The sequence below is a fragment of the Xanthomonas citri pv. citri genome (assembly GCF_000961215.1).
Classification (GTDB): Bacteria; Pseudomonadota; Gammaproteobacteria; order Xanthomonadales; family Xanthomonadaceae; genus Xanthomonas; species Xanthomonas cissicola.
In genome coordinates, this window is record NZ_CP008998.1 from 3,347,341 (window position 1) to 3,371,408 (window position 24,068).

Annotated in this window: 19 protein-coding genes and 2 pseudogenes; 12 read left to right on the forward strand and 9 right to left on the reverse strand. The window is 64.8% G+C overall.

The genetic code is table 11. The features are described from left to right. Positions 1 to 44 precede the first annotated feature (44 nt). Entirely contained in the window at positions 45 to 674 is a 630-nt protein-coding gene (locus tag AMD14_RS14980) for an imm11 family protein (RefSeq protein WP_005913222.1), read from the reverse strand. Between the two features lie 84 nt (positions 675 to 758). After that, positions 759 to 1,112 carry a SymE family type I addiction module toxin gene (locus tag AMD14_RS14985; protein ID WP_005913224.1) on the reverse strand — a complete coding sequence of 118 codons (354 nt, stop codon included), beginning with the start codon at positions 1,110 to 1,112 and terminating at the stop codon, positions 759 to 761. Between the two features lie 869 nt (positions 1,113 to 1,981). Between AMD14_RS14985 and AMD14_RS14990 the strand changes: the two genes are divergently transcribed. The 7 genes from AMD14_RS14990 to AMD14_RS15020 all read left to right on the forward strand — a co-directional run bounded on the left by AMD14_RS14990 (position 1,982) and on the right by AMD14_RS15020 (position 10,333). Beyond that, entirely contained in the window at positions 1,982 to 2,311 is a 330-nt protein-coding gene (locus tag AMD14_RS14990) for an STAS domain-containing protein (protein WP_003488096.1), read from the forward strand. Between the two features lie 18 nt (positions 2,312 to 2,329). Next, on the forward strand, positions 2,330 to 4,339 hold the full coding sequence (locus AMD14_RS14995) for a chemotaxis protein CheA (RefSeq protein ID WP_011051882.1): 2,010 nt from the start codon (positions 2,330 to 2,332) through the stop codon (positions 4,337 to 4,339). A 66-nt stretch (positions 4,340 to 4,405) separates the two neighbouring features. Beyond that, positions 4,406 to 6,562: a methyl-accepting chemotaxis protein gene (locus AMD14_RS15000; protein WP_015463431.1), complete on the forward strand. Its 2,157-nt coding sequence runs from the start codon at positions 4,406 to 4,408 to the stop codon at positions 6,560 to 6,562. A 10-nt stretch (positions 6,563 to 6,572) separates the two neighbouring features. Next, a complete protein-coding gene (locus AMD14_RS15005) occupies positions 6,573 to 7,088 on the forward strand; it encodes a chemotaxis protein CheW (RefSeq protein ID WP_005913227.1) in 516 nt (171 codons plus the stop codon). Between the two features lie 26 nt (positions 7,089 to 7,114). After that, entirely contained in the window at positions 7,115 to 8,398 is a 1,284-nt protein-coding gene (locus AMD14_RS15010; protein WP_011051884.1) for an EAL domain-containing response regulator, read from the forward strand. A 4-nt stretch (positions 8,399 to 8,402) separates the two neighbouring features. Next, complete coding sequence (locus tag AMD14_RS15015) at positions 8,403 to 9,209, forward strand: CheR family methyltransferase (protein ID WP_003488107.1); 807 nt, start codon at positions 8,403 to 8,405, stop codon at positions 9,207 to 9,209. Next, positions 9,206 to 10,333 carry a protein-glutamate methylesterase/protein-glutamine glutaminase gene (locus tag AMD14_RS15020; RefSeq protein WP_015472415.1) on the forward strand — a complete coding sequence of 376 codons (1,128 nt, stop codon included), beginning with the start codon at positions 9,206 to 9,208 and terminating at the stop codon, positions 10,331 to 10,333. Before AMD14_RS15015 ends, AMD14_RS15020 begins: the two co-directional genes overlap by 4 nt. Before the next feature lie 252 nt (positions 10,334 to 10,585). On the opposite strand, the gene AMD14_RS15025 is transcribed toward AMD14_RS15020, so the two are convergent. The 4 genes and pseudogenes from AMD14_RS15025 to gpmA form a co-directional block, all read right to left on the reverse strand. Further along, complete coding sequence (locus AMD14_RS15025; protein WP_011051886.1) at positions 10,586 to 12,148, reverse strand: phospholipase D family protein; 1,563 nt, start codon at positions 12,146 to 12,148, stop codon at positions 10,586 to 10,588. Between the two features lie 225 nt (positions 12,149 to 12,373). Then, entirely contained in the window at positions 12,374 to 14,476 is a 2,103-nt protein-coding gene (locus AMD14_RS15030; protein WP_011051887.1) for a M13 family metallopeptidase, read from the reverse strand. Between the two features lie 276 nt (positions 14,477 to 14,752). Next, a pseudogene (locus AMD14_RS15035) lies at positions 14,753 to 15,057 on the reverse strand (hypothetical protein). Between the two features lie 144 nt (positions 15,058 to 15,201). Next, positions 15,202 to 15,951 (reverse strand): 2,3-diphosphoglycerate-dependent phosphoglycerate mutase, encoded by a 750-nt coding sequence (gene gpmA, locus AMD14_RS15040; RefSeq protein WP_005913239.1) that lies wholly within the window; start codon positions 15,949 to 15,951, stop codon positions 15,202 to 15,204. A 102-nt stretch (positions 15,952 to 16,053) separates the two neighbouring features. On the opposite strand from gpmA, the gene nfi reads away from it, so the two are divergent. After that, on the forward strand, positions 16,054 to 16,767 hold the full coding sequence (gene nfi, locus AMD14_RS15045; RefSeq protein WP_011051889.1) for a deoxyribonuclease V: 714 nt from the start codon (positions 16,054 to 16,056) through the stop codon (positions 16,765 to 16,767). Positions 16,768 to 16,837: 70 nt separating this feature from the next. Here nfi and AMD14_RS15050 read toward each other — a convergent pair. Then, positions 16,838 to 17,217: pseudogene (locus AMD14_RS15050) on the reverse strand (hypothetical protein). Positions 17,218 to 17,932: 715 nt separating this feature from the next. On the opposite strand from AMD14_RS15050, the gene AMD14_RS15055 reads away from it, so the two are divergent. Continuing rightward, the gene (locus tag AMD14_RS15055) at positions 17,933 to 18,823 is read left to right on the forward strand and encodes a pirin family protein (RefSeq protein WP_011051891.1); all 891 of its coding nucleotides are present in this window, start codon (positions 17,933 to 17,935) and stop codon (positions 18,821 to 18,823) included. Positions 18,824 to 19,070: 247 nt separating this feature from the next. Continuing rightward, on the forward strand, positions 19,071 to 19,532 hold the full coding sequence (locus AMD14_RS15060; protein ID WP_003488124.1) for a hypothetical protein: 462 nt from the start codon (positions 19,071 to 19,073) through the stop codon (positions 19,530 to 19,532). Between the two features lie 407 nt (positions 19,533 to 19,939). Here AMD14_RS15060 and AMD14_RS15065 read toward each other — a convergent pair whose 3' ends face one another. Further along, on the reverse strand, positions 19,940 to 20,374 hold the full coding sequence (locus AMD14_RS15065) for an OsmC family protein (RefSeq protein WP_011051892.1): 435 nt from the start codon (positions 20,372 to 20,374) through the stop codon (positions 19,940 to 19,942). Between the two features lie 31 nt (positions 20,375 to 20,405). Further along, positions 20,406 to 21,263, reverse strand: a complete 858-nt coding sequence (locus AMD14_RS15070) for a pirin family protein (RefSeq protein WP_011051893.1) — start codon at positions 21,261 to 21,263, stop codon at positions 20,406 to 20,408. Positions 21,264 to 21,494: 231 nt separating this feature from the next. Here AMD14_RS15070 and AMD14_RS15075 point away from each other — a divergent pair, with 231 nt between their 5' ends. Continuing rightward, the gene (locus AMD14_RS15075) at positions 21,495 to 23,567 is read left to right on the forward strand and encodes a carbon starvation CstA family protein (protein WP_011051894.1); all 2,073 of its coding nucleotides are present in this window, start codon (positions 21,495 to 21,497) and stop codon (positions 23,565 to 23,567) included. Next, positions 23,567 to 23,791 (forward strand): YbdD/YjiX family protein, encoded by a 225-nt coding sequence (locus tag AMD14_RS15080; protein WP_003488133.1) that lies wholly within the window; start codon positions 23,567 to 23,569, stop codon positions 23,789 to 23,791. Before AMD14_RS15075 ends, AMD14_RS15080 begins: the two co-directional genes overlap by 1 nt. Positions 23,792 to 24,068: the final 277 nt, after the last annotated feature.

The window sequence follows — 24,068 nt, forward strand, 5'->3', positions numbered from 1 at the left end:
GTCGGCATATGCCTCGGCTCCATGCAGTCAAAAAAGAGATCAGATCAGTAGTCTGCCGCATCTATCACTCGAACGCCGCGCGTCCTTGGGGATTTTCCGAATCCGTACTCGATCAAGGTATCGCGTAAAAATCGGTCGCAAAAAGCGTCTGCCGTATAAGGCGTTCGGAAGACGTGTGCAGCCCCGATTACCTCTTTCTTGAATGCCAACTCGGCACCGCCCCTAAGACTGTAATACTTGCCATTCCGATGTCCGGCCAACACCTTGATGGTGGACGCCTCCTCGTCGATGGCGTCGATAATCCGCACCACCTCACAAAGATAGTGCGGTGCCGCGGGCGTACCGTCTTCCAATCGGAAGTCGCATAGCGCGAAGGCAAATCCTTCCGGGTCCGCAGCTTCGAGTAGCTGTTTTAGCGGTTCGGAGACCAGCCAGTAGTCCTTCAAACCACTCTCAAGATCATTAGGCATATCGCCTATGTGGCTGTCGTAGCGCACGCGCGGGGGCTCCTTCAATGCGGCCAGCCCCGCGTCTTCCCCCGGCAGGCTGTAGGCAATGGAAAACGGCACCGCATCCTCATTCTCAAGCTTCACCCCAGGTCCGCGCCCGCCGCCACGCATGTCGGGTCTGAGAATATAGAACTCGCCTTTCCTGGGTGCATTCTGAGTAGACACTTGTTTCTCCAAGATGCTTATCGATCAAGCGTAGCAAAGTGGTTCGCTTGAGATGGCGGGGAGTGCCAATAGCTCGCAAGCCGCTTAGTCTTTATGGGCCAAGCTCATCACCAGTTCACCCTCGCGCATGCGGATATCCAGCTTACTGCCAACGACAAAGCCCAGTTGCTCCAGCCAGCGGCCGCGCAGGCGCACCGTCGGCACGTATTGCTGGGTGGCGGCATAGTAGCCATAGCCAATGGTGCACTGCTGCGGTGGACGCGGGCGACGTCTGGCCCGTTGCTGACGTGCAAGATCGGCGGCATTCGCGGCCGCTACTTCGTCGACTGTGAGCATGGGAGGAGGCGATGATTCCACGACGCGCCACACCGCGTCGCGCTTGGGCTGATGCCGTACACGCTTGCGCGCATTGTTGGGGCGGGACGGCGGTTGACGCATGACAAATCCTCCTCGAAGGGCATCGACCCGCCGCCAAATGGCGACGGGATGTCGGGAGGTTAGAAACCGCGAACAGTCGGCGGGCGTATTTCCCCAAAGGGTGTTGTATTAGCCGCCCTCCCGACGCAGGGATCGCGTCGGCTGCACCTACCAAAAAGCAGGCACAAAAAACCCACCGGTTTGACGGAGGTGGGTACCGCTGTTCGAGGAGTTTCTACGCTCCTTGGAATAGAGCTTGCTGCTGGCCGATTGGGTTGTCAACTGAAAGGGATTGGCAGATTCAGTGCTCAGCTTAGTCGCCCTATGCGTGGTGTCAGGAATGGTCGTGATGATCGAGAACATCCGAAGATCTGCTGCCGATGACAGAAGGCGCCGACCGTCTCAGCGCGACAACGCGGCCTGTTGGCGGCGTTGTCACCGGGCTGAAGCACTGCGGCGCCGGCAAGCGACGACCGCACCGAGCACGATCACCACGTGTAAAACGCGACCAGGCAGGCGGGCAGTCCACTGCCTGGTCGCGTTTGCCCGTCATGACTACCGCAGCCCGCGCGCCGGTGCTTTATGCGCACAAGCAAGCCGGGGCGTCACCTGCAACGCCGTGCCGGAACGGGGCGAACTGTCCGATGGGACAGGCTCGAACAGCCCCCCTGAGCCTGCTTCCGACAAAGCTGAGCAATTAATCCACAGTCGGTGACGGGTTTCGCAAATCCGTCATCGCACTGAATTTTGCCTAAATATTTCCGTAAGGCGCCGATACCTGCATAGACCGGCATGGCCCGTGTGCAGCGCTGCTCACACCCGTCCAGGCGGTCGCGACCTTCCCAGGCCATGGCACGCACCCGTGCGCCATCGCACCGCTTGAGGCACCAATGAACACGCCACTGTCCGATCTACCCGCGCCGCTGACCCTTGCCCTGGAGGGCGAGATGACCATTCGTCGCGCGGCCGAGCTCAAGCCGTTGCTGCAGCCGGCCTTGCTGCATCCGGGTGGATTGCATTTGGACCTGGCCGCCGTCAGCGAGATCGATACCACCGGTCTGCAATTGTTGCTGGCCACCAAGCAGGCGATCCAGGCCGATGGCCGCCCGTTTTCGCTGACCGATTCCAGCCGTGCGGTGGTCGATGTCATCGAGCTGCTCGGCCTGCTCGAGGCCCTGTACCCGCATGCGGTTGCAGGCCTGGGCGAACGAATTCACTAACGGACTGGCGACGCGCGCATGGACATGAACCAGCTGATGCAGACCTTCTTGGCCGAGAGCCGGGACCTGCTCGAAGACATGGAACGTCATCTGCTCGAGGCCGAGCGCGGCGAATCCTCGCCAGATGCGGTCAATGCCATTTTCCGCGCCGCACACACCATCAAGGGCTCCGGTGGCCTGTTCGATCTGCCGCAGCTGGTCGGCTTCACCCATGTGGTGGAAAGCGTGCTGGATCTGGTACGCGACGAAGCGCTGAGCTTGAGCTCGGAACTGATCGGGCTGCTGCTGGTGTGCTGCGACCATATCCATGCCCTGGTGGAAACCGCCGCAGACCCGAGCCACGCCGACCCGGTCGCGCTGGCCGCCGAAGCCGAGCCGCTGCTGGCGCAACTGCAGACGTATCTGCAACGCAGCGCCTGCGGCGTCACTGCAGCCGCCATTGCCCAAGGCGCACCGGAAAAGCAGAGCGGTTACTGGCGCATTACCCTGAAACTGTTTGCCGACGCACTGCGCTTCGGCAATTCGCCGCTCAAGCTGATTCGCAACCTGCGCAGCCTGGGCTCGGTCGAATCGATCAACACCGATATCAGCCAACTGCCGGCATTCGACGACCTGGATCCGGAAGCCAATTACCTGGGCTTCCAGATCCTGCTGCGCAGCGATGCCGACCGCGCCGCCATCGAAGAGGTGTTCGAATTCGTCCGCGAAGATTGCGATCTGGAGATCGTGTCGGTTCCGGCGCCATCCGATGCCGCTGACCTGCTCACCGCCGAGACGGCAGCCAGCTCCGCGCCGAACAAGCCGCTTGCTGCAGTACCCAGCGCCGCCTCGGCGCCAGGCCGCGCCGCGCCAGACGCTGCAGCGCGTAACGCCGATGCGCGTTCCATCCGCGTGGATGCCGACAAGCTCGATCGCATGATCGATCTGGTCGGCGAACTCATCATTGCCGTCTCCAGCACCAACGCCAATGCGCAACGCACCGGCGATGCGCAGCTGCTGGAATCGGCCTCGATCCTGGCTGGCCTGGTCGAAGACGTGCGCGAAAGCGCGTTGCAGCTGCGCATGGTCAAGATCGGCGGCACCTTCAGCCGCTTCCAGCGCGTGGTGCACGATGTGGCCCGCGAACTCGGCAAGGACATCGCGCTGGTGGTGGCCGGCGAAGACACCGAACTGGACAAGTCGGTGGTGGAAAAGATCGGCGACCCGCTCACCCACCTGGTGCGCAATGCGATGGACCACGGCATCGAGCCGGCGGACGTGCGCGTGGCGCGCGGCAAGCCTGCGCGCGGCACCGTCGGGCTCAACGCGTATCACGACTCCGGCAGCATCGTCATCCAGATCACCGACGACGGCGGCGGCTTGAACCGCGACCGCATCCTGGCCAAGGCGCTCGAACGCGGCCTGATCGAACCCGGTCGCCAGCTCAGCGACCGCGACGTATTCGCGATGATCTTCGAACCGGGTTTTTCCACTGCGGAAAAGGTCACCAATCTGTCCGGACGCGGCGTGGGCATGGACGTGGTCAAGCGCAACATCACCGCACTGCGCGGCACGGTCGAGATCGACAGCGCCGCCGGCGTGGGCACCACCATCTCGGTGCGCCTGCCGCTGACGCTGGCCATCATCAACGGCTTCCAGGTGGGAGTGGGCAAATCGGTCTTCGTGGTGCCGCTGGATGTGGTCGAAGAGTGCGTTGAGTTCACCCCCGACTACGCCAGCGATTACATCGACCTGCGCGGCAGCGTGTTGCCGTACGTGCGCCTGCGCGAACTGTTCGCGCTGGGCGGCAAGACGCCGGCGCGCGAAAGCATCGTGGTGATCCGACAGGGCGCGCAGCGCTTCGGCCTGGTGGTGGACACCCTGCTCGGCGAATGGCAGACGGTGATCAAGCCGCTGTCCAAGGTGTTCGCGCAGGTCAAAGGCATCAGCGGCTCGAGCATTCTCGGAAGCGGCGATGTCGCACTGATTCTGGATGTGCCCAGCCTGATTCAGCAGTTGCATCCCAACCAGGACGCGCTGGCGGCCTGAACGCCCGCGCCATCGCTCCGGTCCGAACCATCGTTTGTCGTTACCTGACCCCAGGAAGCTACCGTCATGTCACACCGTCTCCCGATCGCTACGCAGTTGTGGTTCACCGCCGCGCTTGCCGTCGCCCTGCCCGTCGTCGTGGCCGTCGCCGGGGTTGCGCTGACGCTCTCGCACGCAGCCTTACTGGGCACCAGTATCGTTGCAGCATTGATCAGCGGCGCCTTGCTGGTCTGGGCAATCCGTATCGCCAGCGCGTCGCTGGAGATGGCCACCACCACGCTGGACGCGTTCTCGCGCGGCAACTTCGACGTGGCGCTGCCGCAAGGGCGCGACGACCAGGCCAGCGATGTCCTGCGCGGGCTGCGCAAGGTGCAGAGCGGCATCCGCCACGTCAACGAGGAAATCAACCGCGTTTCGCGCGAACACGATGCCGGCGAGATCGATGCGCGCATCGATGTGGCGCGCTTCGATGGCGATTTCCGCACCATGGGCGATGGCATCAACCGCATGGTGGCCAGCCATATCGCGGTGAAAAAACAGGCGATGGCGTGCGTGGCCGAGTTCGGTCGCGGCAATTTTTCCGCCGAACTGGAACGGTTGCCGGGCAAGAAGGCCTTCATCAACGAGATCGTCGACCAGATCCGCGGCAACCTCACCGGCATGGTCGCCGAGGTCAACCGCATGTCGGCCGAGCACGATGCCGGCGATATCGACGTGGTCATCGACACCCAGCGCTTCACCGGCGATTTCCGTCGCATGGCCGAGGGCATCAACGCGATGGTGGCCAGCCATATCGCGGTCAAGAAGCAGGCCATCGCCTGCGTCAGCGAATTCGGCCGCGGCAACTTCACCGCACAGCTGCCGTTGCTGCCGGGCAAGAAGCGCTTCATCAACGACACCATCGAACAGGTGCGCGGCAACCTCACCGGCCTGATCGCCGAGATCAACCACATGTCGGCCGAACATGAAGCCGGCGATATCGACGTGGTCATCGACAGCAGCCGCTTCGATGGCGACTTCCGCAGCATGGCGCTGGGCATCAACCAGATGGTGGGCGCGCATATCGCGGTCAAGAAACTGGCGATGGGCGTGGTGGCCGAATTCGGCCGCGGCAACTTCGATGCACCGCTGGCGCAGCTGCCGGGCAAGAAGGCCTTCATCAACGACACCGTGGAGCGCGCGCGCGGCAATCTGCGCAGCATTTCCGAAGTGATCCAGGTCATGGGCGCGATGGCCGAAGGCGACCTCACCCACACCGTGGAAGGCCGTTACGAAGGCGCATTCGCCGACATGCAGCGCTATGTCAACACCACCATGAGCCGCCTGACCGAGATCGTCGATGAGGTCAACCGCAACGCCGAAAACCTGGCCAGTGCGTCGGAAGAGGTCAGCGCCACCGCGCAGGCGCTGGCCCAGGCCGCCAGCGAACAGGCGGCCGGCGTGGAAGAAACCAGCGCCTCGCTGGAGCAGATGACCGCCTCCATCGCACAGAACACCGAAAACGCGCGCGTCACCGACAGCATGGCGGCCAAGGCGGCCAGCGAAGCGGCCGACGGCGGCGACACCGTGCGCGCCACCGTGGTGGCGATGAAGGAGATCGCCAAGAAGATCGGCATCATCGACGACATCGCCTATCAGACCAACCTGCTGGCGCTCAATGCCGCCATCGAAGCCGCGCGCGCCGGCGAACACGGCAAGGGCTTTGCGGTGGTGGCCGCCGAAGTGCGCAAGCTGGCCGAACGCAGCCAGATCGCTGCGCAGGAAATCGGCGAAGTGGCCGAATCCAGCGTGGAACTGGCCGAAAGCGCCGGCCGCGTACTTGGCGAGATGGTGCCTTCGATCCGCCGCACCTCCGACCTGGTGCAGGAAATCGCCGCCGCTTCCGAAGAACAGACCGCCGGCGTCAGCCAGATCAATACCGCCGTGGGCCAGTTGAACCAGACCACCCAATCGGCCGCCGCCAATGCCGAAGAACTGGCCGCCACCTCGGAAGAGATGAGCGCACAGGCCGAACAGCTGCAGCAGCTGATGGGCTTCTTCCGGCTGGGCAACGGCGGCCGCGGCGCCGTGTCGGGCAGCAGCAGGCAGGGACCGCGCAGGATCGCAGCGCATGCGCCTGCCATCGTGAGCAGCGCGCCGCCGCGACGCACCAATGTGCGCCAGATCAGTGCGGTGGCCGCCACCGCCGATGCGATCGACGAATCGCAATTCGCCAGCTTCTGAGGAGCCGACGATGCAAGCGCGCCCCGCAACCAACCACCAGATGCCGTCATCGACGGCACCGCAGCAATACCTGACCTTTCTGCTGGGCCGGGAGATGTTCGGCCTGGGCATCCTGGGCATCAAGGAAATCATCGAATACCGCGTGCCGACCGATGTGCCGATGATGCCGCCGGCGCTGCGCGGGGTGATCAATCTGCGTGGCGCGGTGGTGCCGGTGGTGGATCTGCAGCAACGCTTTGGCCGCAACGCCAGCGCGATCACCAAGCGCAGCTGCATCGTGATCGTGGAGATCGCGCATGGCGAGCTGCATCAGGTGCTTGGGCTCTTGGTGGATGCGGTCAGCGAAGTGCTGGAAATCGCGCCCTCCGACATCGTCGACACGCCCAGCTTCGGCGCCGGCATCGCGCGCGACTTCATCCACGCCATGGGCAAGATCGGCGAGCGCTTCGTGATCCTGCTCGATGCCGATGCCGTGCTGGGCAACGACACGCTCGCCCAGCTGCCAGCCGCCGAGCTGGCAGCCTGACCTCACGCATGCACTCAAGGACTCCCATGCGCCCCGCCCTTCTCTCCTGCAACTGCACGCTGGCCGGCCCGGTCCTGGTCGTGGACGACAGCGTGGTCCAGCGCGAACACGCCATGGCGCTATGTCGCCAGCTCGGCGCAAGCGTGGTCGACGGTGCCGTCGACGGAAACGCGGCCCTGGAGTGGCTGACGCGCGCCCAGGCGCCATCGTTGCTGCTGGTGGATCTGGAAATGCCGGGCATGGACGGCGTGCAGTTGCTCGACGCCCTGGCGCGCGGCAAATACAGCGTGCCGGTAGTGGTGGTCTCGCAACGCGGCGGTGCCTTGATCGATGCGGTGATGCAACTCAGCCGCAGTGCCGGCGTGCGCGTGCTCGGCGGCATCGAAAAGCCGATGAACCTGCAGGATCTGGCCACCGTACTGGAGTGCGAACCGGAGCCGGCCGCCGACGCACCGGCGTTCGCGCCGGTGGCGATTTCGCCGCTGATGTCCAGCGGTGGCGCCGCCGCCTCGCGGCTGGATCGCGCCATGCGCCGCGGCGAGATCCGCGTGGCCTACCAACCCAAGCTCGATCTGAAGGACGGCCGCCTGCGTGGCGTGGAAGCGCTCGCACGTTGGCGCCGCCCGCAAGGCGACATGATCGGCCCGGACCGTTTCATTCCGCTGGCCGAACGCGAAGGCTTGATCCACGCGTTGACGCAGCAGGTCATCGACAAGGCGATCGCGCAATTGGTGGACTGGCGCGCCGAAGGCTTCGACCTGAGCCTGGCCCTGAACCTTTCGCCCCGGCTGCTGGGCGAGGACCATTTCCTCGAAGAGCTATGCGCCAAGCTGGGCGAGAACGGCCTAAGCCCGGCCGATCTGGTACTGGAGCTCACCGAAAGCGCCATCGTGGAGCCGGCCAATGCGCTGAGCATGCTGGCGCGTTTGCGCCTGCACGGGTTCGGCCTGTCCATCGACGACTACGGCACCGGCTTCTCCTCGCTGCAGCGCCTGGCCAGCATTCCCTTCACCGAACTCAAGCTGGACCGCAGCTTCGTGCATGCGGCGCATCGCAGCCGCAGCCAGCGCACCGTGCTCGAATCCACGCTGGAACTGGCGCACCGGCTCGAGCTCACTGCCGTGGCGGAAGGCGTGGAAACGCCCGACGACTGGCGGCTGCTGCGCGAACTTGGCTGCGATCTGGCACAAGGCTATCTGATGGCATCGCCGATGCCCGGGCCGATGCTGTCGGAGTGGTGGCGCGAACACGCCGTGCGTATCGCACGCCTGAGCGACAACACGTTCCACAGCGATGCGGACGTGGCCTGAGCCGATGAGCACCGCCACCGCCATCACCGAACAGGAGTTCGGCCGCTTCCAGCGCTTCATCTTCGAAGCGGCCGGCATCACCATTTCCTCCGGCAAGAAGGCGATGCTGTGCGGCCGCCTGGGCAAGCGTCTGCGCGAACATCAGTTCAGTACCTATACGCAGTACCTGCAGCTGTTGGAAAGCCGCCAGGACCGCAGGGAAATCCAGACCGCAATCGACCTGCTCACCACCAACGAAACCTATTTCTTCCGCGAGCCCAAGCATTTCGAGCTGCTGCGCAAGCTGGCCGGCGAACACCGTGGCGGGCTGCCGTTCCGTTGCTGGAGCGCGGCCAGTTCCAGCGGCGAAGAAGCCTACAGCATGGCGATGGTGCTGGACGACACCTTGCAGGGCCGCCCGTTCGAAGTGGTCGGCAGCGACATCAGCACCCGCGTGCTGGCCAAGGCACGCACCGGCCATTACGCGCTGCAACGTATCGACGGCATCCCGCAGGCCTATCTCAAACGCTATTGCCTGCGTGGCCAGGGCGAGTACGACGGCACCTTGCTGGTGGAACGGCGGCTGCGCGAGCGCGTGCAGTTCGTGCACGCCAATCTCAATGCCGCGTTACCGGCACTGGGCAGCTTCGATGCGATTTTCCTGCGCAATGTGATGATCTATTTCAACGGCCAGACCAAGCGCGAAGTGATCCTGCGCGTGCTGTCCAACCTCAAGTCCGGCGGGCATTTCTGCATCGGCCATTCGGAAAGCCTGAGCGAACTCGACATCGATCTGGTCCAGGTGGCACCCTCGATCTTCCGCAAGGCATGACCCAAGGATTCAACGTGTCGACAGCGCTCCATCGCCCCGCCGCCAACCCCGCTCCCATCAAGGCCATGGTGGTCGACGATTCGGCAGTGGTGCGCCAGGTGCTGGTGGGCGTGCTCAACGACGCGCCGGGCATCGACGTCATCGCCACTGCCGCCGACCCGCTGCTGGCGATCGAAAAAATGCGCCAGCACTGGCCGGATGTGATCGTGCTCGACGTGGAAATGCCGCGCATGGACGGCATCACCTTTCTGCGCAAGATCATGAGCGAGCGGCCCACGCCGGTGGTGATCTGCTCCACGCTCACCGAAAAAGGCGCGCGCGTCACCATGGATGCGCTGGCCGCCGGCGCGGTGGCGGTGGTGACCAAACCCCGCCTGGGTCTGAAGCAATTTCTCACCGACTCTGCCGACGAACTGGTGGCGACCGTGCGCAGCGCCGCGCGCGCCAACGTCAAGCGGCTGGCCGCGCGCGTGACTGCCGCGCCGCTGGAAGCGGAGGTCAAGCACACCGCCGATGTCATCCTGCCGGCGCAAAGCGGGCGTGCGCTGGCGCAGACCACCGAACGCATCGTCGCCATCGGCACCTCCACCGGCGGTACCCAGGCCCTGGAAGAAGTGCTCACCGCGCTGCCGCGCGTCTGCCCGGGCATCGTGATCGTGCAGCACATGCCGGAGAAATTCACCGCTGCCTTCGCCGCACGTCTGAACGGCCTGTGCCAGATCGCCGTCAAGGAAGCCGCCAACAACGACCGCGTGATGCCGGGCCGCGCATTGATCGCACCCGGCGGCAAACATCTGCTGCTGCGTCGCAGCGGCGCGCAGTATTTCGTCGAAGTGCTGGAAGGCCCACCGGTCAACCGGCATCGCCCGTCGGTCGACGTACTGTTCCGCTCGGCCGCGCGCGCGGCCGGCAGCAATGCGCTGGGCATCATCATGACCGGCATGGGCGACGATGGTGCCGCCGGCCTGCTGGAAATGCGCCAGGCCGGCGCACGCACGGTGGCGCAGGACGAACACACCAGCATCGTGTTCGGCATGCCCAAGGAAGCGATCAAGCGCGGCGGCGCGGACCGTATCCTGCCGCTGGGCGCGATGGCGCGCGAGATCGTGACGCAGCTGCAATAACGCGACAGACGTCCACGTCGCACGCTGAACGTACTGACAGAACCCGCGTCTTCTTCGCGACAGACCCACTGCACTGCTCGACAGAGCCTGTGCATCTGCTGGACACAACCCTGCGCCTGTTCCAACGCAACCACTGCGCCTGCGCAGGATCGACGCGCATTTCTCCCGTCCATGAAAGACCGCCACATTCCCTTCTCCCGCCCGCGGGAGAAGGTGCCCGAAGGGCGGATGAGGGCAACACCCTGAGCAGACCTACAGCTGCGACTCCAGCGGCAACCAGCCCATCACCGCTGCTGCACCACGTCGCCACACGCTCGCGGCCGGCTCGCGCGACCACACCTCGGGCGGCTGCGCGGCATCGTCGTGCCAACGCAGTTCGCCCCGGTCCAGGGTGACGCGGTAACTCACTGGCGCACTGACCTTGTGGTTGTACAGCCGCTCCAGCTCCGCGGTGACCACACGGTCGTTGAACAACAGGCCCATTTCGGTATTGAGGTTCATCGAACGCGGGTCCAGGTTGAACGAGCCGATGAAACCGCTGCTGTCGTCCACGACAAACGCCTTGGTATGCAAGCTGGCACCGCTGGAACCGAACAGGCTGCCGTCCGGCTTGCCCATCGGCTTGAGCTCATGCAGGCGCACGCCCAGCTGCAGAAGCGGCACGCGATAGCCGGCGTAGCCGCTGTGCACTGCCACCACGTCGTTGGCTGCCAGCGAATTGGTCAGAATGCTCACGCGCACGTTGCGCTGGCGCAGATGGCCGATCCAGCGCATGCCCTCGTCGCCCGGCACGAAATACGGCGAAATCACTTTCAGTTCGCGCTGTGCGTGCGCCATTTCGCCGATCAGCACTGGCGTCATCCAATCGGCTTGCGGCGGCGCACCTTCGGCTTTTTCCGGCGGGTCGGAAACGATGCGCGCCTGCGACACCCAGTGCACCGGGCGGTCGCCCTGCATCAGTTCGCGCACGCTTGGGGAGCGCTTGAGCCGCTCCACATACGGATGCGCGCGCACCGATGCCATGCCGGCGTCCAGGCTGCCACGCAAGGCCTCCAGTGCCTGCGGTTTTGCGGTGACCAGCGCAGACAGCGGCAAGGCATTGGGGCTATTCCAGTACGCATCGAATACCTGCTCGGCCTGGCCCACCGCCGGCCCCATCAGCGCCGCATCCATATCCATGAAATTGGTGTCGCGCGCCGCATCGAAATATTCGTCGCCCACGTTGCGCCCACCCACCACCGCGATGCGGCCATCGGCAATCCAGGCCTTGTTGTGCATGCGGCGGTTGATGCTGAACATGCGCAGCACCATCTCCACGCCGCGCATCAAGGTGCCTTCGCGCGCGCGGGTCGGGTTGAACAGGCGAATCTCGATCAGCGGATGGCTATCCAGGGCGGCCAGCACCGAATCGCTGCCATGGATATTCATGTCGTCCAGCAGCAATCGCACGCGTACGCCGCGATCGGCCGCGCGCAGCAACTCGTTGTGCAGCAGGTTGCCGGTGAAATCGGCGTGCCAGATGTAGTACTGCAGATCCAGGCTGCGCCCGGCCGCACGCGCGGTGAGCGCACGTACCGCAAATGCATCGACGTTGTCCGGCAGGATCACCATGCCGGTCTGATCGGCATGCGCCTGTTGCAATGGCGCCACCACCTTGTCGATGGGCGTCGCGACCGCCGTGGCAGGCAGCACATGACTGACCGGCCCGCGTTGGCGGTCGGCAAAGCGCCCGTAGCCGTACAGCGATAACGCGCTGGCCAGCACCAGCACCAGCAGCGCAATGCCGAACCATTTGAAAAATTTCCGCTTTGTCACTGCCGATTCCGCGATGCGCAGCGCGGCAGTGTAGAGCCCACGCGGGCAGACCGGTGTGCAGACGCCGCCACAAGCAACCTCGACAATTCCCACAAGCACCAGACGGGTGTCGTGGACACAAGGACTTGCAGCACCGCGTGCCGCACACGGCGAAGGTGGTGGTTTACGCCGTCATCGGCGGTGTGGCGCGCGAGCTGGCGAAGCACCAGCGCGCGCCCACGGCGCTTACCAGATGGTCACCCGCTCCTTGTCGCCACGTACCATCGCATCGCCGGGCTTGCACTGGAAAGCCTGCGCAAACGCCGGCATGTTCGACGGCGCACCGTTGGCGCGGAAATTCGCCGGTGCGTGCGGGTCGGTGTTCAGGCGCACGCGCAATTCGCCGTCGGTGAAGTTGCGGCGCCAGACCGTGGCCCAGTTCATGAAGAACCGCTGGTCCTGCGAATCGCCATCGATCTGCTTGTTGGCGGCCGGCTGCTCCTGCAATGCCATTTGCAGGGCATCGTACGCCACGGTCAGGCCGCCCAGATCGCCGATATTCTCGCCCAGCGTCAGCTTGCCTTTGACGTGCACACCCTTGATCGCTTCATAGCCATCGAACTGGGCCACCAGCTGGTCGGTGCGCTCGGTGAACAGCTTGCGGTCTGCATCGGTCCACCAGCTGTCGAAATTGCCCTTGGCATCGAACTGGCTGCCGGAATCGTCGTAGCCGTGCATCATTTCGTGCCCGATCACCGCACCGATGCCACCGTAGTTCAAGGCCGGGTCGGCCTTGGGGTCGAAGAACGGCGGCTGCAGGATCGCGGCCGGAAACACGATCTCGTTACGCGTGGCGTTGTAGTACGCATTCACCGTCTGCGGGGTCATGTGCCACTCGCGCTTGTCGACCGGCTTGCCGATCTTGTCCAGCATGTAGCGGTAGTTGAATGCCTGTGCGGCCTGCATGTTGGCAAGAAAGCCGTCGCCACGCGTCTGAAGGCCCGACCAATCGCGCCACTGGTCCGGGTAACCGATCTTGGGAGTGAAGCTGGCCCATTTTTCCAATGCGCGCTGTTTGGTTTCCGCGCTCATCCAGTCGAGCTTTTGCAGCCGGGCCTTGAGCGCCGCCGATAGGTTCTGCACCAGTTGCTGCATCTGCTCCTTCGATTCGGCCGGAAATGCGGATTGCACGTATAGCTGGCCCAAGGCCTCGCCCATCGCCTCGTTGACCGCATTCAAGGTGCGCTTCCAGCGCGGCAGCATGTCCTGCTGGCCACGCAGGGTCTTGGCGTGGAAATCGAAATTGGCCTGCTCGAACGGCTTGGCCAGGTACGGCGCCGCTTCGTCCACCGTATGGAAGCGCAGATACGCCTTCCAGGTATCGACCGGCGTATCGGCCAGCATCGCATCGAGCTCGGCGAAATAGCCCGGCTGGCTCAGCGAGAAGGTGCCGGCCGGCACCTCGAGCGCCGCGAAGAACGCCTGCCAGTCGAAGTGCGGCGTGATGGCGTTGGCGCCGGCCACGTCGACCGGGTTGTAGCGCTTGGCCGGGTCGCGCAGTTCGATCCGCGACAACGACGCATTGGCCAGGCGCGTCTCGAACGCCATTACCGCCTTGGCCTGGGCGGCTGCCTGCGGCGCCGGGATGCCCGACAGCTCCAGCATCCGCGCGATGTAGGCCACGTACTGCTCGCGGATCTTTGCCTGCGCCGGATCGGTGTAATAGCCCTTTTCGGGCAAGCCCAGACCGCCCTGCCCTGCGTAGGCGATCATCTGCTCGGAATTCTTGTAGTCGGCATTGGCACCGAACGAAAACACCAAGCCCTGGCCTTGCGCATAACTGTTGCGCAACCAGGCGGCGATGGCTGGCGCATCGGTCAATGCATCGATGTCCTTCAACTGCGGCTGCAACGGCGTAATGCCGGCTTTGTCGATCGCCGCTTCATCCGAGCCGGTCCGCCACAGGTCGGCGAGCTTGGCATCCACCGAACCGGCCGACAGGCTGCCGCGCGCCAGTTGCTCCACCAGCGCGTGCTGGATGGTCAGCGAGCGCTCGGCCAGCACCTCAAAGCTGCCCCAGCTGGTGCGATCGGACGGCACCGGGTTGGCCTTGAGCCACTTGGCGTTGACGAACCCGTTGAGGTCCTGACACGCAGCGATGCTCGGGTCCAGATCGCTGCTGCTGAATGCCACGATCGGCGCATCGAGCTTGGACACATCCACCTTGGTCGGTACCGCCTGCGGCGCGGCAGGCGCCACCTTGGCGGCGTCATCGGAGGCGCCGCACGCAGACAGCGCGACCACGATGGCGACCGCGAGCGATAGCGGAGCTAACTTGCGCAACTTCATTGAATTCTCCAGGGCATGACCGCGCAGGCGCGATCGAAAAAAGTCGACATCCGGTCGGCAAGCGCTGGCGAAGAACCGCGCAGCGCAGGCGCTTGCCTCTTCGTCAGTCGCTTTGCAACCGGCCAGACCACATCCGTGCAGCGGCACCGCAACATCACCTGCGATGCCGTGCCGTATGAAAGTCCATTGCATCTGTACACAACGTGCGCGTCTGTCATCGACATCGCGGCGCGCTGTTTCCACCCACACCGGCGCAGCTCGCGCCATCGCATGCGCTCAACGCCGCGCGTAGAACGGCGCCATCAACAGGTACACCGGATACGCCAACACCATCAGCACCAGGGCGACCTCGTGCCCCGACGCCGCATCGGCCCACGCTTCCATCTGTCGCGACGGCCCAGCGACGCCAAACCCCAGCAGTAGTATCCCCACGACGCAGATCAGCAGCGCCAGCCCCGCGCCGGAGATGTCGCCGGCAGCCAAGGCGGCGCCGCCGGCGACCAGTATGCCAAGCGTCACCAGATACGCGCGACAGTAAACGGCGTCATCCGCCGGGTTCCACGTTTGCGTGTGCCTGACATCGTGTCTCGCCGGCACTCGGCGGAGCGCGCATCGCACCCTCGCACCGCTTCCATTCACCACCGCACGCAGCCGCTTGCAGCTGCGTGCCGCGCAAGAACTCGCGCTGCGCGCACCGCACGCAGCGCTGCAAGCGCCAGCGGCGATTACTTCGCCTTGCCCTGATTGGCCACCGCTTCGGCCGCGCGCTTGGCCGCCTCCGGGTCGCCCAGGTAACGGAAGCTGCGCACCTGCAGGCTGTCGTCCAGCTCGAACAGCAACGGGATGCCGGTGGGGATGTTGAGCTCCAGGATCTGCTCATTGGAGACATCGTTGAGGTACTTGTAGAGCGCGCGCAGCGAATTGCCGTGCGCGGTCACCAGCACGGTCTGCCCGGCCTTCAACTGCGGCGCAATCGCGTCGTGCCAATACGGCAACACGCGCACCAGCGTGGTCGCCAGCGACTCGGTGCCTGGCAATGCATTGCGGTCCAGCGTGGCGTAGCGACGGTCGTGGCACGGGTGGCCCGGGTCGTTGACGTCCATCGCCGGCGGCGGGATGTCGTAGGAACGGCGCCAGATCTTGACCTGCTCCTCGCCGTGCTTTGCCGCGGTTTCGGCCTTGTCCAGGCCTTGCAGGCCACCGTAGTGGCGCTCGTTGAGGCGCCAGCTCTTGGACACCGGCAACCAGTCCTGGTCGAGTTCCTTCAACGCGCCCTGCAGCGTGTGGATGGCGCGCTTGAGCACCGAGGTGTGGGCGACATCGAACTGCAGCCCTTCGTCCTTCATCAGCCTGCCGGCCGCCACAGCTTCCTGGCGGCCCTGGTCGGTGAGTTCCACATCCACCCAGCCGGTGAAACGGTTGTCCAGATTCCATTGGCTCTGGCCATGGCGCAGCAGTACGAGTTTGCGGGTCACTACGGTTCTCCGATTGGGGCCGATCAGCGTGCGATTGTAGCGGCAGCGCGTGCATCGCAGGCGTGCACGAGATCGCCACATGCAGCGCGCGATGCTTTGGCAATGCAGACCAACGACCCCGTCTTCGCCGGTTGGGACGGCAGCGTGATCCAGGCGCGACAGTTGCAACGGCAACTGGCACGCCGCGTGGTACTCGATGACGCGGTGAGCGCCACGCCGCAGTTGCTTGCAGGGTTCGATGTCGGTTTCGAAGACGATGGCCAGACCACCCGCGCGGCCGCCGTGTTGCTGGATGCGCAGACGTTGCTGCCGCTGGAAACGCACATCGCGCGCGTGCCGACCTCGATGCCGTATGTCCCTGGCCTGCTCAGTTTTCGCGAATTGCCGGCATTGCTGCAGGCCCTGGCGCTGCTGTCGCGCACGCCGGACCTGGTGTTCATCGATGGCCAGGGCATCGCGCATCCACGCAAGCTTGGCATCGCGGCGCACTTCGGCGTGGTGACCGGCCTGCCGTGCATCGGCATCGCCAAGCAGCGCCTGGCCGGCAGCTTCGCCGAGCCTGGGCCCGAGCGCGGCGACCACACGCCGATCCTGCTGGGCGGCTCGCAGATCGGCTGGGCGCTGCGCAGCAAACCGCGCTGCAATCCCTTGATCGTCTCGCCCGGCCATCGCGTGTCGATGCAAGGCGCACTCGACTGGACCCTGCGCACGTTGCGCGCCTATCGCCTGCCCGAGCCCACGCGCCTGGCCGACCGGCTGGCCTCGCGCCGCGGCGAGGTGACGGTGCCGGCAGGCTATTCCGGCCACCTGCTGTGAGCAGACGTTCAAGCCGCGTCAGGCGCCGCATGCACGGGCGGACGCACTGACACGGCGCTGAGGCGATCAATCAGTTTTCAGTGATGGCGATGCGACCGGCACCGTCGATCCGGAAGAAAACCATGTTCTTGTTGGATGGGGGCTGGAAGTTCACGGAATACCCGACTGCGTAGGGCTGATCCCTGCATGAGGAAGACGAAGAAACCACCTGATAGTTGACCGCACTGCTGAGGGTCGGCCCTGCAACGCTCCTGTTGGCGTAGACCGCATAGCAGGCAACCGTCTTTCCATTCGCCGAGAAGGCCAGCGAGCGGACACCAGGGGCCACACTGATGATGCGGCTGGAGACGGCATGCTGGACGCTCTGGGCAGTACCAAGGGTTGGCACCGACGCCGCCATTACCAGAAGAGCAGCGATTTGGTTTTCTTTCCTGAGATCGATGAGACCATGAAGGTAATTCCTCAGATTGGGAATGAGAATCTCAAACGCATCGAGTAAAACGTGAGAGCGCGAGCGGCTTGCCGCCAGGTGCGCACCGCGGACTCTGCGCCGCGAGCGACCGTTGCCGATCCGGCAGCCGTGGATCGTGCAAGGGCCGCCATTATTCATGGCGCGATGACACACGTGACTTGGCACCATGCATTTAGATTGCGCTGGTACGCTTCCCGCAATGCAACTTCGCTCGTGTTGAAACTTCGCCGCTGCCAGAACCTGCCAACCGATGCTTCGCGGCAGCAACGGCGGCGAGGTCTGGACACGGCCGCTTGCGGTGGAAGATCAGGCCAGCCATGCTGGCCACAAGCGCCTCCGGCCTTGCCGATTGGACATGCGGAAGGGAATGGCGCCCGCGCCTACGCCTCAATGTTGCGGCCTGCCTGATCCCGGACCGCAGCGCTGGATGAGTCGTCTTCGCTGGCAACAATGTCCACGTTGGCAACGCATCTGCCTGCAAGGGACCAGGGCGTTCTCGCCACGAACCGCTGCTACGCCATGCCATGCCATGCCCGGATGGCGTTCGCGGTGCGGTGCCAGCTCGCGCCGATGGCGCATTCCCCGACGCGCATGAAGCGCCATGACTCGGACACTGCGTTTTACGCCACGCGCCCGTCTCGGCCACCGCGCATGCCAAGCTCGTGCCCACGTCATCACTCCGCGAGACCGCGCATGACCACCCTGATCGCTCCACGCGTCCATGACATCGGCGGACTGGAAGTGCGCCGCGCCGTGCCCACCCTGCAGGCGCGCAGCGTCGGTCCATTCGTGTTCGTCGACCACATGGGCCCAGCCGTACTGGAGCCAGATCACGGCATCGATGTACGCCCACATCCGCACATCGGCCTGGCCACGGTCACGTTCCTGTGGGCCGGCGAAATCGGCCACCGCGACACGCTGGGCTCGGATCAGGTGATCCGCCCAGGCGACGTCAACTGGATGACGGCCGGCCGCGGCATCGCCCATTCCGAACGCACGCCAGGCCCGGAGCGCGCACGCGAACACGCCTTGCACGGCATGCAGACCTGGATCGCCTTGCCGCGCTCGGCCGAAGAAACCGCGCCAGCCTTCCATCACCACGCGGCGGCAAGCTTGCCGCAGCAGCGCCGCGACGGCGTGTGGCTGCGCGTGATTGCCGGCCGCGCGTACGGTGAGGAATCGCCGGTGCAGGTGTTCAGCGGCACGCTGAATGTGGCGCTGGATCTGGCGCCCGACGCCGAACTCGATCTGGATACCGGGCACACCGAGCGCGCCCTGTACATCCTGGAAGGCGAAGCGCAGCTGGATGGTGCCGACGTGCCAGCTCGCCACCTGATCGTACCCTCGCCCGGCGCCCGTGGCCGCTTGCGCGCCAAGACCCCGCTCAAGGCGATGCTGCTTGGCGGCGAGCCGCTGGATGGGCCGCGTCATCTATGGTGGAACTTCGTTTCCAGTTCCAAGGAACGCATCGAGCAGGCCAAGGACGACTGGCAGGCCGGCCGCTTCGGCAGCATTCCCGGCGACGACGATGAGTTCATTCCGCTGCCCGAGTCACTGGCCCCGAAACCGGTTAATTACCCTTGAAACCGTGCGCTGCGCGGGTGGACTGACACGCGCGATCACCAGGTCTCGTAACGGAAGTGCCAAGCTGCACATGCGATGCCAGGCACATGCGCGACATCACTTGAGCTGATTCGCAAAACTGTGGTAGTGATGGCCTTGTAGACGGAGCGCGTTGCGTGGACGGCAGTCCTTGAGCGGGGAGTTCGAGGCACTGCAACGGCACGAAATAGGCGCGCCCGCATCGTCATCCAATGCCGGGGAATCGTGTATGAAGTCTGCATCCTGCCTTGTTGGCCTGAGCTTGCTGCTGGCCGCTGCCACCGCCCACGCCCAGACCTCGCCAGTCTGCCCGCCATTGCCACCGGCTTCCGGCCTGCAATGGAACGAGCTCGCCGGTGCCGATTACCTGGTCTGCAAGGCCGTGACTGCCGATGGCCGCCAGGTGGTGGGAGTGATGCTCACGACCCGCGACCCGGCGATGACGTTGGCACGCGATCGCCGCGCCGAAAAGGGCCAGATCCAGCAGGAAGATTTCTACTGGTACAAGCTCGATCTGGGCGGCCGCGACATGCCGGGTACGGAATCGCGCCGCGTCACCGTGGTCGAACTGGGCAAGAAGCGCTACGCGCAGCTGTGGATCGATGGCGCCAGCACCGAAGAACTCGCCTCGATGCAGGCGATGGTGCAGAACATGGATCTGCAGCCGGCCAGCCTGGCGCTGCAGCGCTGACGCAGCGCGCGTCACAGCGCTGCGCACTGCTGCTGCAACAGCATTGCAGCGCGCGGGTCTGCCCGGCGCGCTGCAGACATTCGTCTGACGAGACCTGCCGCTAGCGTGTCGCCGCAGATCACCATTGCGCGCTCGATGCTTGTGCCCCACGCGTGTCACGCCGACGCGCGTGATGCGACGACCAACGACGTGCACATGCACCTGGCGCGCCGGATGCGTCCATCAGCTCAACGGTTTTGATTCTGGCGGACACCATGTGCGGCGGCGACGCGCGGGAGAACGCTCACGGTTGCGAACGTTGGAGCAGCGGCTCCCCTCGGCGCATGCCCGGAATCGGCGCGGACCGATCGCCCGTTCCGATTCCGATTTCGCATTCACCGCACTCAAAGACCGCCGGCAAGCGTCTGTCAGTCGTGCCGAATCGCCATGTCTCCACCGCCGCCAACCGCCTGCAACCGAGTCTCGATGCGCACCTCGCCGGTGAGCAGGCGATGGATCGGGCATTTGTCGGCCACTTCCATCAACCGTGCGCGTTGCTCGTCGTCCAGTGCCCCGTCAAGCACCACGTCGCGGGTGATCGCCGTGCCGGCAGCGCCGCGCTGCGTGTAATGCAGATGCACGTGCACCGCCGTCAGCGGCCACTGCTTGCGCGCGGCCACCATCGACACCGTGATGGCAGTGCACGCTCCCAGCGCGCCCAACACCTGCGACCCGGGATCCGGCCCGGCGTCGCTGCCACCATTGGCCAGCTGCGTATCGCCGCCCCAGGTGTGCAGCCCGTCGTGGATGCTGACCGTGTACGGCACTGCGCCGGTGCGCACGCTGACGGGCCGGTCACTCATTGCCGGCTCCTGCTGTCGGGCGCGAGCCAGTTCAAAACCGCCCTTCCTGGAAATCGACGAACGCCTGCATCAGCTCCTGCTTGGTGTTCATCACGAACGGGCCATGCCGCATCACCGGCTCGTTGAGCGGGCGGCCCGCGACCAGGATCAGTTGCGCACCATCGGCACCGGCGTGCAGGCGCAGGCGCTGCCCACCGCCCAGCACGGCTAGCTGCTGCGCCGGCAACACGCGCGCGGTGTCGCTCTCGCCCACCGTCAGTGCGCCCTCGAAGGCATACGCGAACGCGTTATGCCCGCTGGGCAGCTGATATTCCCATTCCACGTTCGGTTCCAACGCGATATCCAGGTACACCGGGCTCGTTGCAGGTTGCACGATCGGCCCGACCACCTCGCCCACCGCACCGGCAATCACCTTGACCGTCACGCCGGATGCCGGATGCGCCACCGGAATGTGGTCGGGTGCGTACTCCTGATATTTGGGGTCGGTCATCTTGTCGCGCGCCGGCAGGTTCACCCACAACTGAAAGCCGCGCATGCGCCCGGATTCCTGCTCCGGCATTTCCGAATGGATCAGCCCGCGCCCGGCGGTCATCCACTGCACGCTGCCAGGAGTCAGCAGGCCTTCGTTGCCGTGGTTGTCCTTGTGGCGCATGCGCCCGTCGAGCATGTAGGTCACGGTCTCGAAACCGCGATGCGGGTGGCTGGGAAAACCGGCCAGATAGTCTTCGGCCTTGTCGGTGCCGAATTCGTCCAGCATCAGAAACGGGTCCAGCTCCGGCAGCTGCTGCGTGCCGATGACGCGGGTCAGCTTGACCCCGGCCCCGTCGGAGGTCGGCATGCCGCGAATGGTGCGCAGCACGTGCGCTGCCGTGGTGGTCGTGGTGCTCATCGCTTGTCCCTGTGCTGTGTGGCGAAGCGCCAATGATGGGTGCGCGCGGGCCGCCGCCCAACCGCAACCATTGCAACCGATCGTTCCAAACGCCACCAGCGCGGGCAGCGCCCTAACCGATCTGTGACCGTAGCACCCTACGACCAAAGTTTTACCCCCTTGCATCCGGCTGGCATTGACCGCGGCCGGGCGTGGGTGGACCCTTGAACGAATCGTTCCTGAGGGGCATGCATGAAAGGGTTCTCGAAGCTGGCCTGGGGCGCGTTGGCGCTGCTGGCCGCGTTCTGCCTGGGTACCGTTGCGCTGCGGCGTGGCGAGCACATCAACGCGTTGTGGATCGTGGTGGCGGCGGTATCGATCTACCTGATCGCCTACCGGTTCTACAGCCTGTTCATCGCCGACAAGGTGATGCAGCTGGACATCACCCGCGCCACCCCGGCAGTCGCCAACAACGACGGCCTGGATTACGTGCCCACCAACAAGCACGTGCTGTTCGGCCACCACTTTGCTGCCATCGCCGGCGCCGGCCCCCTGGTCGGCCCGGTACTCGCCGCGCAGATGGGCTACCTGCCCGGCCTGCTGTGGCTGGTGGTCGGCGTGGTGTTCGCCGGTGCGGTGCAGGACTTCGTGGTGCTGTTCCTGTCCAGCCGTCGCAACGGCCGCTCGCTAGGCGACCTGGTGCGCGAGGAGATGGGCCAGGTGCCCGGCACCATCGCCCTGTTCGGCGCATTCCTGATCATGATCATCATCCTTGCCGTGCTGGCGATGGTGGTGGTCAAGGCGCTGGCGGAAAGCCCGTGGGGCATGTTCACCGTCATCGCCACAATGCCCATCGCGCTCATGATGGGCGTGTACATGCGCTACATCCGCGTCGGCAAGATCGGCGAGATCTCGGTGGTGGGGTTGATCCTGCTGCTGGGCGCGATCTGGCTGGGCGGCAAGGTGGCGGCGGACCCGACCTGGGGCCCGGCCTTCACCTTCACTGCCAAGCAGATCACCTGGATGCTGATCGGCTACGGCTTCGTCGCATCGGTGCTGCCGGTGTGGCTGCTGTTGGCACCGCGCGACTACCTGTCCACCTTCCTCAAGATCGGTACCATCCTGGCGCTGGCGATCGGCATCCTGGTGGTCATGCCGGACCTGAAAATGCCGGCGCTCACGCAATTCGCCTCCACCGGCGATGGCCCGGTCTGGAAGGGCGGCATCTTCCCGTTCCTGTTCATCACCATTGCCTGCGGCGCGGTCTCCGGCTTCCATGCGTTGATCGCTTCCGGCACGACGCCCAAGCTGCTCGCCAATGAAGGCCACATGCGCTACATCGGCTATGGCGGCATGCTGATGGAATCGTTCGTGGCGATCATGGCGCTGGTGGCCGCGTCGATCATCGAGCCGGGCATCTACTTCGCCATGAACAGCCCTGCCTCGCTGGTCGGCAGCGACACTGTCGCAGTCGCTGCCAAGATCAGCGAGTGGGGCTTTTCGATCACACCGCAGGTGCTCGAGGCCACGGCACGCGATATCGGCGAGCACAGCATCCTGGCGCGCGCCGGCGGGGCACCGACGCTGGCGGTGGGCATCGCGCAGATCCTGCACCAGTTGCTGCCGGGCGAAGACACCATGGCGTTCTGGTATCACTTCGCCATCCTGTTCGAAGCACTGTTCATCCTGACCGCGGTGGACGCCGGCACGCGCGCCGGCCGCTTCATGCTGCAGGACCTGCTGGGCAACTTCATCCCGGCGTTGAAGAAGACCGAGTCGTGGACCGCCAATATCATCGCCACCGCCGGCTGCGTGGCGCTGTGGGGCTATCTGCTCTACACCGGCGTGATCGATCCGTTCGGCGGCATCCAGACCTTGTGGCCGTTGTTCGGCATCTCCAACCAGATGCTGGCCGGGATCGCGTTGATGCTGGGCGCGGTGGTGCTGTTCAAGATGAAGCGCGACCGCTACGCGTGGGTCACCATCGTGCCGGCGCTGTGGCTGTTGCTGTGCACCACCTATGCGGGGCTGATCAAGATCTTCGACAGCAACCCGGCGCAGGGCTTCCTGGCACAGGCCCACAAGTTCCAGGCGGCCATCGCCAGCAACACCATCACTGCGCCGGCCAAGACGGTGCCGCAGATGCAGCAGATCGTCACCAATGCCTACGTCAACACCGGGCTGACCGTACTGTTCCTGTTCGTGGTCGGCTCGATCCTGATCTATTCGATCAAGACGATCGTGGCGGCACGCCGCAACCCGCAGCGCACTGACCGCGAAACCCCGTACGTGGCGTTGCAGCCGCACCAGATGGCAGACCTGTAATGGGCACGCAACTCGTCCTGGCCAGTCACTATCAGGCGCATCGCCGCATCTGGCGGCGCCTGATCCAGACCGCGCGGCTGTGCTGCGGCATCCCCGACTACGACAACTACGTGCGCCACATGCTGGAAAAACATCCCGACAAACCGGTGATGGACTACCCCGCCTTCTTCCGCGAGCGCCAGGATGCGCGCTATGGCGGCAAGAGTGGGTTTCGGTGTTGTTGAATGGCTGATTGATTGATGGGTGATCGATTGATCAAGAGGTAGAAACGCAACAGGGCGCGATGCGAATCGCGCCCTGTTGCGTTGATGTGGCCGAAGGCAACTGGGCGGGCTAGGCGCTATTGATAAAAGCGATTCTTGGCGTGCTCAAGCACTGCGATAGATCGGTTACACAGCGGCTGATCTGAGGTCTTGCTGCAGGGCCCTTGCCCGCCCACCAGCGCGGGACACGCCGTGAATCCATCCATGGAGGCGCTTACGCGGCATCCATGCCGCGCAA